This window comes from Massilia sp. UMI-21, from assembly GCA_015277795.1.
GTDB lineage: Bacteria > Pseudomonadota > Gammaproteobacteria > Burkholderiales > Burkholderiaceae_D > Telluria.
Map to the genome: position 1 here is coordinate 2,770,589 of CP063848.1, position 13,471 is coordinate 2,784,059.

The following is a 13,471-nucleotide window of genomic DNA, read 5'->3' on the forward strand; positions in this document are numbered from 1 at the left end:
GACGCCGGATAGATTTGAGCAAGCCAACTACATCATACAAAAATCAGCTTGCAAAAAGGAGGGGGACCATAGATTTTGCTGTGTGGAGTGTGTTTCCCTGTTCTGGCCCGTCCGGTCCAGGGGAGTCGATCGGGGCGCGCTGTCAGCAGCGGTTGTAAACTGATACAGGCAGCGATTGAAAACTGATACACCATTTTGAGAAGATGGCCGCTTTGCGGAGCGGCCTTGAAACCCAAAGAGGTGTACGTGGAAATTCAACTCCTGAAGAGGCATGGGTTAAGCCTTCGGCAGATCGCCGCCGAGGTAGGCTGCGCAGTGAACACGGTACGCCGGCATCTGGCCCTGGAGGCCGTGCCGAAGTACGAACGCAAGGTCAAACGCCAGACGAAGCTGGCGCAATTCGAGCAGTACCTGAGAGATCGGCAGCAAGCCGCTCAGCCCGACGTGATTCCGGCCACCGTGCTGTACCGCGAGATCGCCGCTCGCGGCTACGAGGGCGGCATGAGCCAGTTGAGGGCCTTTCTGCGCACCTTGCGCCCGGCGCCTCCAGCCGACCCGGTGGTGCGTTTCGAGACGGCGATGGGCGAGCAGCTGCAGGTGGACTGGGTCGAATTCCGTAAAGGCAGCGCACCCTTGCACGCGTTCTGCGCGACGCTCGGCTTTAGCCGGGCGAGCTACGTGGAGTTCGTCAGCAACATGAAGGTGGAGACCCTGATCGCTTGCCACGAGCGCGCCTTTGCGGCGTTCGGTGGCGTGACGCGGCGGGTCCTGTACGACAACATGAAGACGGTGGTGCTGGAACGCGATGCGTACGGCGAAGGCGAGCACCGCTTCCACGCCGGCTTCCTGGACTACGCCAGGCATAGCGGTTTCGTGATCAAGCTGTGCCAGCCGTACCGGGCCAAGACCAAGGGCAAGGTCGAACGATTCAACGGCTACCTGCGTCGTTCGTTCTACGTGCCGCTGGCGAGCCGGCTCGCGCAGAGCGGCCAGAAGCTCGACGTCGTGACGGCCAACGTGGAAGTGGCCCACTGGTTGCGCGACGTGGCCAATGCGCGCATCCACGGAACAACCGGAGAGCCGCCAGCCGAAGCATTGAAGCGGGAGGTGGAGCACCTGCAAGCGCTACCGGCACCGTGGCGGGCGGACATCGCGGCAGCCAGGCCGCAAACGAGTACTGCAGCACCTGCGGCGCCGCGGCCGGCGGCGGTGGTGGAGCGGATCGCGCAACCGTCTCCAGTACAGCATCCGCTACAGGTGTACGACGCGCTGCTGGTGCGGGTTACTGAAGGGGTGGCGGCATGAACCTGCAGCATGAGCGTATCGCGGCGTTGTGCGAGAGCCTGAACCTGCCGTTCGTGGCACAGGGCTATGGCGCCGCAACCCAGAAGGCGGCGAAGCAGGAGATGGCCTACAGCGACTTCCTGGAGGGGCTCTTGAGGGAAGAAGCCGCCGGACGCAACGTACGCAAGCAGAGCATGATGACCAGGCTGGCCGGGTTCCCGGCAGTGAAGACGCTGGACGAGTTCAACTATGACTTCGCCAAAGGCGTCAAGCGCAGCCAGGTCGAGGAACTGGCCGGCCTGGGCTTCGTTGAACGGCATGAAAACGTGGTGCTGGTCGGGCCCAGCGGCGTAGGCAAGACGCACCTGGCAATGGCACTGGGCTACAAGGCCACGCAGGCAGGCATCAAGACGCGCTTCACGACGGCGGCCGACTTGATGTTGGCGTTGTCGACGGCGCATACGCAGAACAATCTGAAAGCGGTGATGCACCGCGCGATCAAGGCGTATCGGCTCTTGATCATCGACGAGATCGGCTATTTACCGATGAACCGGGAACAGGCCAACCTGTTCTTCCAGGTGATCGCGGCCCTGTATGAGCGTAGCAGCCTGATCGTGACCAGCAACCTGCCGTTCGGGCAGTGGGACACGACCTTCGCGCAGGACACGACGCTGACCGCGGCCCTGCTCGACCGGCTGCTGCACCACGCGCACATCGTGCCGATTGCAGGGGAAAGCTACCGGCTGAAGCACCAGCGCCAGGCCGGGATGATGAGGGGGAGCGATGTTGCAGAAGTTGGCTGAACGCGGACGGTGTTCGGCAACGGCGGTGTATCAGTTTTAAATCGCTGGCACGACGAAATCTGTATCAGTTTTCAATCGCCGTTGACACGCGCGATGGTTCATGACGGTTTCCTCGGCGACAAACTGCTATGCTGAGTTGGACGGCCGGGTTCGGCCAAGAGCGGACGTCTACACATTAAAATTGAGGCGAAATGGACCTACCCATGAGAGATGCTGACGAAGCGTCCCAGCTGGTAATCGAACTTGCATCAGTGCTCATCAAAACGATGCAGTCAATGGAGAAGCCATGGCTGCGTGCCTTCGTGCGCTTCGAAATGACTAGCTCAAGTAACTGGGGATGCAACGGTTCCTACGAGACGCCTGTTGGGGTGCTGTTGTTTGACCCAGTTGACGATGGCAGAGACCTTTTTGCGGCTGTTAACGACCTAGGGCCTAGGCTACGACAGGCCGCGTCCACGCCTGAGAGAGAAGTCCTTGTTTTTCTTGTAGTTGTAGACAGTGAATTCAACTACAAAATTGACTTTGAAAGCCAGGACTTAGAGCGCTGGAAAATAACTAAGCGTAACGGGGCATCGGGCATTCCTGCGGGGCTTAGCCGACGATTTACAGGCCAGCTCTAGCCGAGGTGGCCGTTGACAGAGCAGCTTGTCCAGGTCCGCTATGGGTCCAGCCTGTGTAAAAACTCATTAACTGGATCCGTAAGCCGGATAGTACGGCTCACGGCCTATCCAAAAGCTTATAGAAGCGCCATAGCCTTGGCCGCCCCGTTTTCCAGTCCTCGGCAAGACCAGCAGCAAGAACGCTCCAAACAGCCCGATTGGCGGCAGAAAACGGGCATACGCCCTAATCGCCGCCAGCATTCCCTGCATGCCAAGCAGCGCGAGCAAACGACTAAAGTTGTAAGCCAGCACATGCAAGCTCATTTCGATCTTCACACGTTCCAGGCCTTTCGTTAGAAAGTGTGTGGATCCCATCCATGCCTTGATCGTGGCATAGGGATGCTCGACGGTTGAACGCCGGATGCGCATGGCGTCGGGCGTCTGTTCAAGACGTGCCTGCATGTCGTCGAGCACATCCTGATGTTCCCAGCGCGTCACGCGCCGCTGAGTGCTCGGCGTGCACTTGTCCTTGAGCGGGCAGCCCTTGCAGTTCGAGCTCCAGTAGCGGTGATTCGTCATGCCTTTTTCGACGCTGGAAAATCGCCATATCAAGGCTTCGCCAGCCGGGCAGCGGTACTCGTTCTTTTCGGAATCGTAGATGAAGTCGGCCTTGTCGAACCGGCCATCGGCCTTGGCCCCGGAAGTTTTCGTAGGCGGCACCAAAGCACGTATGCCCGCCTCATGACAGGCCAGGATTTCCTCGCCCTTGAAGTAGCCTCGGTCGGCAATCGCTGTCAACGTCGCCGTACCGATCGCTGCGCGGGCCTTCTTGGCCATGCCGGACAATTGATCGCGGTCGCTGCCATTGTTAGTGACCTCGTGCTCGACAATCAAATGGTGTTTGGCATCGACCGCTGTTTGCACGTTATAGCCAACGATGCCTGAGCCGCGCGTCATCATCGAGCGAGAATCCGGATCGGTGAGCGAGATCTGCGTTTCTCCAGTCTTTTCCAGCTTCGCTTCGATTTCCTTGAGCGTAGCCATTTGTGATTTCAACGCTGCGATCTTGTCGTTCAGGCGAACGCTTTTCGCTTGTGCAGTAGCCGGCTCCTGCCGGTCTGCCGTGTCGAGTTCTGTCAGGTAGCGGCTGATGTTCGCTTCGATCTCCGTCATCCTGCGCTTGAGCTTGGCGTCAGTGAAGTTGCGGTCGCTGCTGTTGACGGCCTTGAACTTGCTGCCGTCGATCGCCACCACTGCATCCGAGAACAGATCCAGCTGCTGGCACAAGACGACGAACTGCCTGCAGACATTACGAATGGCTTTGCCGTTGTCCTTGCGGAAGTTCGCTATCGTCTTGAAGTCCGGGGTCAGGCGCCTGGTCAGCCACATCAGCTCGACGTTGCGCTGCGCTTCGCGCTCGAGCCTGCGGCTCGACTGGATGCGGTTCAGGTAGCCGTAGATGTAGAGCTTGAGTAGTACAGCCGGGTGGTACGCTGGCCTGCCAGTCTTTGCAGGTATCACCCGCGCAAAACCCAGACTGGCCAGGTCAAGCTCATCGACGAATACGTCGACCACCCGAACCGGGTTGTTTTCGGTGACGTAGTCATCCAGGTGCTCTGGCAGTAGCGTGCCTTGCCCACGGTCTTCGCCTTCGATAAAGCGCTTCATTTAACACCCCGGTGATGAGATACTCCCTCAACGTTAACCCAGCCGGGTTCGTTTACACGGTCCTGTGTTTTTACACAGGCTGGGCCAGAAGCGGACCTTGGAAATTTTGAGTGAGGCGTCAATGACCACCTTGAAAGCAGCCTACGACGCTATCAAGAACGATGACATTAGAACATTAACCGTCTTGCTCGATAGCGAGCCAGAACTGGTCCAGGCAATGACGCCGTTTGGCTCAATCATGCACGTCGCTGCCGGGGTAGGTAACGAGTTAATGCTCGATCTTCTCGTCAAACGTGGAGCTGATCTTGAGTCTCGCGGTGGTACTTTCGGTGGCACAGCATTGAACTATGCTGCGTCTAAAGCTCAACTCGGAGCAGTACGCTTCCTGCTGAGGCGAGGCGCACAAATGGATGTAAGTGAGCCTGAGCGGAACCCACTTTTTAGCGCCGTTCAAAGCGGCAGCCTGGATATTGCTAAACTGCTGATTGAACACGGCATTGATGCCACGGTCGCATACACAGGCAAATCGATGAAGAATATGGATGCCCTCGCGTTTGCACTCGAGATGGGGCAAATGAAGATCGCCTATTTCTTGCGCACTCGCCTACTAGGTGTCTGACATACATAGAATTGGTGGGCACGTCCGCTTTGGGTCGAAATTCGCCGTACACTGGACGGCGCAGATCGGTTAAAAGCAGACTAAGCGAGGAGTCGCTTTGATAGCGGCAGTCGAAATAAGCGGAGCAGCTTTATGAGTAAAAACGAAGTGTTTAGGCGAGAAACCACGGCCCGTGCTGCTATCAAGCAGTCTCTTGGAACAGGTAAAGATGAATCAAGTGCGGGCCTGTTCGCATCCCACCACCTGAAAGAGCTGGAGGGCGAGTATTGGCAGAAGCATCTTGGCACAAGCAGTCCGGAACCGATTCGAATCCTCGACATCCTCGAGTTGCGCTCGCACTGGGGAGCAGACGATGATGATGGTTTGGATATCTTCGACTTTACTCTTCCGGATGACGTCACGGACTACGTGATCAGCGTTCGCTTCGATGAGACTGGAGAAGTTGAAGAGATATCGATGGAAAGTTAGTGCCATTCGAGCAATGTCTGCTCTGGGTTAGACAGGCCAGGCTCGCAGACTCAGTCCGAGCATCTGGATGGCGGCCGGTTCCGTAGACAGACCGATGCCATGGCCCTGGCACCACGTCTGCACACCTGCGGCCGCTGATAGCAGCCCACCCGCCGGTCCATCACGCCTCCGATAGGACTCAAGCCGCATGCAGACGGCGCGCCGCCGCCACGAAATCCGCTTCCGCGATATCCCGCAACTCCAGCACCTCCGCCTTCGGGAACTGCACGAAATTGCGGTCGATCGAACGCAGGTAGGCCGGGTCGTAGTGCTCCTGCAGCAGCTGGCCCACCAGCTCCGGCATGGCGCCGCTGTTGGCCATGTCGCGCCAGGACTTGATCTTCTCGTTGCCGTGCAGCTGCGCCAGGTGCGCCAGCTGGCCGGTGAGCGCCTCCGGGTTCCGGCAGAAGTGCGCGTAGTCTTCCATCAGCAGCCGCACCCGGTTCTCGTGCGACAGCGAAACCGAGATGCAGCTGGCGGCGCGCATGCGCTCCATTACCGCGTCCGGCACGCGCAGGTTGCCCACCTTCTTGCTCTCCGATTCGACGAACACCGGCCGCGAGGGGTCGAAGTGGCGCAGCTTGTTCCAGATGCGGCTTTCGAACATCTTTTGGGTCGGTTGCGGCTCGTCCGGCAGGTGGCCCAGCACCGAGCCGCGGTGCGCGGCCAGGCGCTCCAGGTCGAGCACCTGCGCGCCGATGCGCTCGAGCGTTTCCAGCAGCCGGCTCTTGCCGCTGCCGGTGGTGCCGCACACCACGCGCAGGTCCAGCGCCGGCGGGTTTTCCAGCGCGCTTGCCACGTGCGCGCGGTAGGCCTTGTAGCCGCCGTCGAGCTGGATGGCCGGCCAGCCGATCTTGGCCAGGATGTGCGCCATCGAGCCGCTTCGGTTGCCGCCGCGCCAGCAGTAGACCAGCGGCTTCCAGTCGCGCGGCTTGTCCGCCCACAGGGTCTCGATATGGCGTGCGATGTTGGCCGCCACCAGCGGCGCGCCGACCTTCTTCGCTTCGAAGGCGCCGACCTGCTTGTACAGGGTGCCCACGCGCACGCGCTGCGCATCGTCCAGCACCGGCGCGTTGATGGCGCCGGGGATGCGGTCGAGCGCGTATTCCGACTCGCTGCGCGCGTCGATGATGGTGTCGAAGGTATCGAGTTCCGGAAGGATCTCGGCGAAGCTCTGGACGGCAGGGTATTTCATTATTCTTTCACGAGCGGCGCGAATTTCGGCCAGATATTGTTGAGGATGATGGGATGGGCGGCGGCCAGCGGATGCAGGCGGTCCTGCTGGAACAGCGCCGGCTTGTCCGCCACGCCTTCCAGCATGAAGGGCACCAGGGGCGACTTGGTGTCGCTGGCAAGCTTCTTGTACATGTTGAAGAAGCTTTCGGTATAGGCGCGGCCGTAGTTGGGCGGCATGCGCATTCCCACCAGCACCACCTTGGCGTGCTTCTGCTGCGCCATGTTCACCATCGCGCGCAGGTTGCCTTCGGCCGCCGCCACCGGCAGGCCGCGCAGGCCGTCGTTGGCGCCGAGTGCAAGCACGACGACGTCGGGCCGGTGCTGCTCCAGCAGGGCGGGGAGGCGGGTGCGCCCGCCGATGGTGGTCTCGCCGCTGATGCTGGCATTGACCACCTTGGCCGGCAGCTTCTTCGATGCGAGTTTCTGTTCGAGCAGGGCGACCCAGCCGCTGCCGCGCGTGATGCCGTATTCCGCCGATAGGCTGTCGCCCACCACGAGCACGGTTTTTGGTGCAGAATAGGCGTTCGCCGATGCGGCCAGCATCCAGCAGGTCAGGATCGAAGCAAGGACAGTCAACTTCTTAAGAAAATTTAGCATGCGTGATCACCCCGAGGCGTACAAGAACGGTCCAGCCAATGAAACGGTCAGGACGCCGGCGATTGCCGTCAGCGGCCTGTCGAAGCGGGTGGCGGACGCCAGTGGCGAGCTCACCATCCTGCAAAACATCGATTTTACCGTGCAACCGGCCGAGACGCTCGCGCTTGTCGGCGCTTCCGGCTCCGGCAAGTCGACACTGCTGGGCCTGCTTGCCGGCCTCGACACGCCCTCGAGCGGCACCGTGGTGCTCGATGGCACCGATATCTTCGCGCTCGACGAGGACGGCCGCGCCGCTTTCCGCAAGGCGAAACTGGGCTTCGTGTTCCAGTCTTTCCAGTTGCTGGCCCACCTGAATGCGCTGGAAAACGTGATGTTGCCGCTGGAACTGCGCGGCGACAAGGAGGCACGGGCAAAAGCCGAGGCCATGCTGGGCCGGGTAGGCCTGTCGAGCCGCCTGCGTCACTATCCCAAATACCTGTCCGGCGGCGAGCAGCAGCGCGTCGCACTGGCGCGCGCTTTTGTCACCGAGCCGCCGCTGCTGTTCGCGGACGAGCCGACCGGCAGCCTCGATGCCGCTACCGGCGAATCGATTATTCAGTTGATGTTCGAGCTGAACCGCGAGCGCGGGTCGACCCTGGTGCTGGTGACGCACGACCCGGCGATGGCGGCTCGCTGTGGGCGCACGCTCACCATCGCTGCCGGGCGCCTGGCCTGAGCGAATTCGCTAAGGTGGTTCGGAGCGCGTAGCCGGCTGCGCGTTCAAGCAGCGTGTGAGTGGACGAGTCGCGTCTGTTCACCGTGTATTTGAACGCGCGGGCGGCGAAGCCGCCCACCCTACGTCAAACCTTTTCATTAACTAGCTTGTTCACCACCGCGCGCGCCGCCGCCGGCAGTTCGCCGGCCGTCATGCCGATCGGGCCGACGCCGTGGGCCACCAGCAGGTCGGCCGCGGCGCCATGGATCCAGGCGCCGCCGGCGGCCGCTTCCCAGGCCGGCCAGCCTTGTCCCAGGAGTGCCCCGCAAATCCCCGACAGCACGTCGCCGCTGCCCGCCGTGGCCAGGCCCGCATTGCCGGTCGGGTTGACCAGGAGGGCGCCGTCCGGGCGGGCGACGATCGATCCCGATCCTTTCAGGATGACCACGGCATTGCTGCGCAGCGCCAGTTCGCGCGCGGCTGCCAGGCGGTCAGACTGGATCACCGCGGCCGTCATGCCCAGCAGGCGCGCGGCTTCGAGCGGATGCGGGGTGAGTACCGACGGCGCCTTGCGCGCGGCCAGCCGCCCCAGCAGCTCCGGACTGGCGCCGATCAGGTTGATGGCGTCGGCATCGATCACCAGCGGGCTGTCGCTGTCCAGCGCCTTCGCCAGCAGGCGCATCGCGGCGGCCGAGCCGCCCATGCCGGGGCCGATCACCAGGGTGCGGCGCGCGAAGTCAAGGTTGGCGGCAAGGCGGAACATGATCTCGGGCTGGACGCTGTCGTAGGCCGGCCCGGCGTCCAGCATGGCGACGAAAGTGCGCCCCGCGCCCGCATGCATGGCGCCGCGCGCGGCCAGCACCGGCGCGCCGGCCATGCCGTGGGCGCCGCCGATGATGGCGACGTCGCCGAAACTGCCCTTGTGGGTGTTCTGGCGGCGCGCGCGCAGGTGCTGCGCGAACGCCTCGGCCGTGCCGAGGCGGGCCGCGGGGGCGGGCAGCAGCGCGGGGTCGACGCCGAGCGGCTCGACCCGCACCTGGCCCGCATGGTCGCGCCCATCGGCCGTGTGCAGCCCGGGTTTGTCGCCCAGGAAGCTGATGGTGTGGGTGGCGCGCACCGCGACGCCGTCGGGGCCGACGACGGCGCCGGTGTCGGCATCCAGGCCGCTGGGTACGTCCAGCGCCAGCACCGGGCAGCGCAGGCTGTCGAGCGCGGCCACCAGCTCGCGGTACTCGCCCGCCAGGGGGCGGGTCAGCCCGATGCCGAACAGGCCGTCCACCACCAGGCCCCATTGCGCGTCCGGCGGCAGCATGTCGATGAAGCCGACCGTGCCGGCACGCGCGCGTTCGTGGGCGCTCGCGGCTTCGTCGGTGGTCTCGTGCTGGCCCGGCGGGTAGAGCACGGTGGCGTCGACGCCGGCATCGGCCAGCACGGCCGCCATCTCCAGCGCGTCGCCGCCATTGTTGCCCGGGCCGGCCAGCAGCAGCACCGGCAGGTCGCGCTTCTCGCCCAGCAGTTCGAGCGCGAAGCGGGCCGCGGCTTCGCCGGCGCGCCGCATCAGGGTGCCGGGCGGCAGCCCGGCACAGGCCCCGGCGTCGATCTCGCGCAGTTGCGCGACGGTGTACAGGGCCTGCTGTGGTGGGGTTCGCTTGGTGTCCATGATCGTATTGTCATCCATTTTTGCGAAAGCCGGTGCGCGCCCGGACTACAATAGGCGTTTCGAGTCACGCGGCAGGGAGTCATGCATGGACTGGCAGTTCTGGATCGATCGAGGCGGCACCTTCACCGACATCGTGGCGCGCAGGCCCGACGGGCAACTGGTCACCCACAAGCTGCTCTCCGAGAACCCCGAGCAGTACCGTGACGCGGCCGTGGCCGGCATCCGCCACCTGCTCGGCGTGGCGAGCGGCGCGCCGGTTCCTGCGGGACGGGTAGAGGCGGTCAAGATGGGTACCACGGTCGCCACCAATGCGCTGCTCGAACGCAAGGGCGAGGCGACCCTGCTGGCGATCACCCGGGGTTTCCGCGACGCGCTGCGCATCGCCTACCAGAACCGTCCGCGCCTGTTCGACCGCCACATCGTGCTGCCGGAACTGCTGTACGCGGAAGTGGTCGAGATCGACGAGCGCATCGGCGCGCACGGCGACATCGTGCAGCCGCTCGACGAAGCCGCCGCCCGCGCGCAGCTTCAGCAGGCCTACACGGGCGGCCTGCGTTCGATCGCCATCGTCTTCATGCACGGCTACCGCTACACGGCGCACGAGGCCGCGGTCGCCCGCATCGCACGCGAGATCGGCTTCACCCAGGTGTCCAGCTCGCACGAGGTCAGCCCGCTCATGAAGCTGGTGGCGCGCGGCGACACCACCGTGGTCGACGCCTACCTGTCGCCGATCTTGCGCCGCTACGTCGACCAGGTCGCCGGCGAGCTGCCGGGCGTGAACCTGCAGTTCATGCAGTCCAGCGGCGGGCTGACCGATGCGCGCGCCTTCCAGGGCAAGGACAGCATCCTGTCCGGGCCGGCCGGCGGCATCGTCGGCATGGTGCGCGCCAGCCGCCTGGCCGGCTTCGAGCGCGTGATCGGCTTCGACATGGGCGGCACCTCGACCGACGTGTCGCATTTCGCGGGCGAGCATGACTCGGATTATGAGCGGGTGTTCGAAACCCAGGTGGCCGGCGTGCGCATGCGCGCGCCGATGATGAGCATCCATACGGTGGCGGCGGGCGGCGGCTCGATCCTGCACTTCGACGGCGCCCGCTACCGCGTCGGGCCGGACAGCGCCGGCGCCAACCCTGGCCCGGCCAGCTACCGCCGCGGCGGTCCGCTGGCGGTCACCGACTGCAACCTCATGCTGGGCAAGATCCAGCCCCGGCATTTTCCGCGCCTGTTCGGCGCAGGCGGCGACCAGCCACTCGACCTGGAGGCGGTGCGCGCCGGCTTCGCCGCGATGGCCGAACAGATCGGCGCGGCCACCGCCAGCACGCCCGCGCCCGAGGAAGTGGCCGAGGGCTTCATCGAGATCGCGGTCGGCAACATGGCCAATGCGATCAAGCAGATCTCGGTGCAGCGCGGCCACGACGTGACCGACTACGCGCTCACCAGCTTCGGCGGCGCCGGCGGCCAGCACGCCTGCCTGGTGGCCGACGCACTCGGCATGAAGACGGTGTTCATCCACGCGCTGGCCGGCGTCTTGTCGGCCTACGGCATGGGCCTGGCCGACCAGACCGCGATGCGCGAGCAGGCGGTCGAGCTGCGCCTGCAGGAGGCCGGCAGCGAGGCGCTGGCCGTGCGCCTGGACACGCTCGGCGCCCAGGCGCGCGGCCAGTTGCTGGAGCAGGGCGTCGACCCTGGCCGCATCGAACTGGTGCAACGCGTGCACCTGCGCTACGAGGGTACCGATTCGGCCATCGTGGTGCCGTTCAACGCGGTGGAGGTCATGCAGGCCGCGTTCGAACAGGCATACAAGCGCCGCTATTCCTTCCTGATGCCCGCGCGCGCGCTGGTGGTGGAGGCGGTGTCGGTGGAAGCCATCGGCCGCTCGGACGTACCGCAGGAGTCGGCGGCACTGGCCGGCTCGGGCGGCGCGCAGCCGGCGCCGGATGAAACGGTGCGCATGTTCAGCGGCGGCGCCTGGGTTGACACCGGCGTGTTCCTGCGCGAGGCCGTCAAGCCGGGCGACCAGGTACGCGGGCCGGCCATCATCGCCGAAGCGAATGCCACCACGGTGGTCGAACCGGGCTGGCAGGCCGAGGTCACGCCGCACAATCACCTGGTGCTCAGGCGGGTCGAGGCCTTGCCCGAGCGGCGCGCGATCGGCACCACGGCCGACCCGGTCATGCTCGAGATCTTCAACAAGCTGTTCATGTCGATCGCCGAGCAGATGGGCCTGCGCCTGCAGAACACGGCCTATTCGGTGAACATCAAGGAGCGTCTCGACTTCAGCTGCGCGATTTTCGACGCCGACGGCAACCTGGTGGCCAACGCGCCGCACATGCCGGTGCACCTGGGCTCGATGGGCGAGAGCATCAAGACCGTGATGCGCAAGAACGCGGGGCACATGAAAGCGGGCGACGTCTACGCGCTCAACGACCCCTACAACGGCGGCACCCACTTGCCCGACGTGACCGTGATCTCGCCGGTGTTCGACGAAGCGGGAGAGGAGATCCTGTTCTATGTCGGCTCGCGCGGCCACCACGCCGACATCGGCGGCACCACGCCGGGTTCGATGCCGCCGGATTCGCAGCACATCGAGCAGGAGGGCGTCCTGATCGACAATTTCAAGCTGGTCGATGGCCTGGATGGTGTCCTGCGCGAACCCGAGGCGCGCGCCCTGTTGACCGGGGCGCGCTACCCGGCGCGCAACCCGGACCAGAACATGGCCGACCTGCGCGCCCAGGTGGCGGCCAACCAGAAGGGCGTCGAGGAACTGCACAAGATGGTCGCGCACTTCGGCCTGGACGTGGTGCGCGCCTACATGGGCCACGTGCAGGACAACGCCGAGGAAGCGGTGCGCCGCGTGATCTCGGCGCTGAAGGACGGCCACTACCGCTACGAACTCGACAACGGCGCGCGGATCGAGGTGGCGATCCGGGTCGACCGCGCCAGCCGCAGCGCCGAGGTCGACTTCACCGGCACCTCGGGCCAGTTGCCAAACAATTTCAATGCCCCGTCCAGCGTGTGCATGGCGGCGGTGCTGTACGTGTTCCGCACCCTGGTCGATGACGAGATTCCGCTCAACGGCGGCTGCCTCAAGCCCTTGAGGGTGATCATCCCGCCCGGCTCGATGCTCAACCCGCACTATCCGGCCTCGGTGGTGTCGGGCAACGTCGAGACCTCGACCTGCATCACCAATGCGCTGTATGGCGCGCTGGGCGTGATGGCGGCCAGCCAGGGCACCATGAACAACTTCACCTTCGGCAATGCGCGCTACCAGTACTACGAGACCATCTCGGGCGGCTCGGGTGCGGGCGAAGGTTTCGACGGCACCGACGTGGTCCAGACCAACATGACCAACTCGCGCCTGACCGATCCGGAGATCCTGGAGTTCCGCTTCCCGGTGCGGCTGGAGAGCTACGCCATCCGCCACGGCTCGGGCGGTGCGGGGCGCTGGCACGGCGGCAATGGCGGGGTGCGCAAAGTGCGCTTCCTGGAACCGATGACGGCGGCCATCCTGTCCAACAATCGGATTCACGCGCCGTTCGGGATGGCGGGCGGCGGGCCGGGCGAGCGTGGGCGTAACACGGTGCTGCGGGCCGATGGGACCGTGGAGACCCTGGGCCACATCGGCAAGGTGGGGATGGCGCCGGGCGACGTGTTCGTGATCGAGACGCCGGGTGGTGGTGGCTACGGGGCGCGCTGATCGTGCCGCTATCGCCACTGCTGCTGGTCGGATGCTGCGCTGGGAACGCGGGCCCATGCGTCGGGCACGCCTGCGCAACTGAAACAGTTCGTCGGCAGGACCGCGTC

Annotated in this window: 10 protein-coding genes and 1 pseudogene; 7 read left to right on the forward strand and 4 right to left on the reverse strand. The window is 64.4% G+C overall.

Annotated features, from left to right (window positions below):
* The first annotated feature begins 225 nt into the window (after positions 1–225).
* The 3 genes from IM543_12380 (at position 226) to IM543_12390 (ending at position 2,707) form a co-directional block, all read left to right on the forward strand.
* Complete coding sequence (locus IM543_12380) at positions 226–1,305, forward strand: IS21 family transposase (protein QOY92431.1); 1,080 nt, start codon at positions 226–228, stop codon at positions 1,303–1,305.
* Positions 1,302–2,087, forward strand: coding sequence for an AAA family ATPase (locus tag IM543_12385; GenBank protein QOY92432.1), 786 nt, complete (start codon positions 1,302–1,304; stop codon positions 2,085–2,087). Before IM543_12380 ends, IM543_12385 begins: the two co-directional genes overlap by 4 nt.
* Positions 2,088–2,290: 203 nt before the next feature.
* The gene (locus IM543_12390) at positions 2,291–2,707 is read left to right on the forward strand and encodes a hypothetical protein (protein ID QOY92433.1); all 417 of its coding nucleotides are present in this window, start codon (positions 2,291–2,293) and stop codon (positions 2,705–2,707) included.
* 219 nt (positions 2,708–2,926) lie between these two features.
* Here the strand turns inward: IM543_12390 and IM543_12395 are convergent.
* Positions 2,927–4,354: pseudogene (locus IM543_12395) on the reverse strand (IS1182 family transposase).
* Between the two features lie 121 nt (positions 4,355–4,475).
* Here IM543_12395 and IM543_12400 point away from each other — a divergent pair.
* A complete protein-coding gene (locus IM543_12400; protein ID QOY92434.1) occupies positions 4,476–4,973 on the forward strand; it encodes an ankyrin repeat domain-containing protein in 498 nt (165 codons plus the stop codon).
* A 132-nt stretch (positions 4,974–5,105) separates the two neighbouring features.
* The gene (locus IM543_12405) at positions 5,106–5,441 is read left to right on the forward strand and encodes a DUF2004 domain-containing protein (GenBank protein QOY92435.1); all 336 of its coding nucleotides are present in this window, start codon (positions 5,106–5,108) and stop codon (positions 5,439–5,441) included.
* A gap of 178 nt (positions 5,442–5,619) precedes the next feature.
* Here the strand turns inward: IM543_12405 and mnmH are convergent, their stop codons facing one another.
* On the reverse strand, positions 5,620–6,675 hold the full coding sequence (gene mnmH, locus IM543_12410; protein ID QOY92436.1) for a tRNA 2-selenouridine(34) synthase MnmH: 1,056 nt from the start codon (positions 6,673–6,675) through the stop codon (positions 5,620–5,622).
* Positions 6,675–7,313 carry an arylesterase gene (locus IM543_12415; GenBank protein ID QOY92437.1) on the reverse strand — a complete coding sequence of 213 codons (639 nt, stop codon included), beginning with the start codon at positions 7,311–7,313 and terminating at the stop codon, positions 6,675–6,677. The genes mnmH and IM543_12415 overlap by 1 nt, the downstream gene beginning before the upstream one ends.
* A 76-nt stretch (positions 7,314–7,389) precedes the next feature.
* Here IM543_12415 and IM543_12420 point away from each other — a divergent pair, with 76 nt between their 5' ends.
* A complete protein-coding gene (locus IM543_12420) occupies positions 7,390–8,028 on the forward strand; it encodes an ABC transporter ATP-binding protein (GenBank protein QOY96655.1) in 639 nt (212 codons plus the stop codon).
* 124 nt (positions 8,029–8,152) lie between these two features.
* Here the strand turns inward: IM543_12420 and IM543_12425 are convergent, their stop codons facing one another.
* A complete protein-coding gene (locus IM543_12425) occupies positions 8,153–9,667 on the reverse strand; it encodes an NAD(P)H-hydrate dehydratase (GenBank protein ID QOY92438.1) in 1,515 nt (504 codons plus the stop codon).
* Positions 9,668–9,752: 85 nt separating this feature from the next.
* On the opposite strand from IM543_12425, the gene IM543_12430 reads away from it, so the two are divergent.
* The gene (locus IM543_12430) at positions 9,753–13,364 is read left to right on the forward strand and encodes a hydantoinase B/oxoprolinase family protein (GenBank protein ID QOY92439.1); all 3,612 of its coding nucleotides are present in this window, start codon (positions 9,753–9,755) and stop codon (positions 13,362–13,364) included.
* The last annotated feature ends 107 nt before the right edge of the window (positions 13,365–13,471 follow it).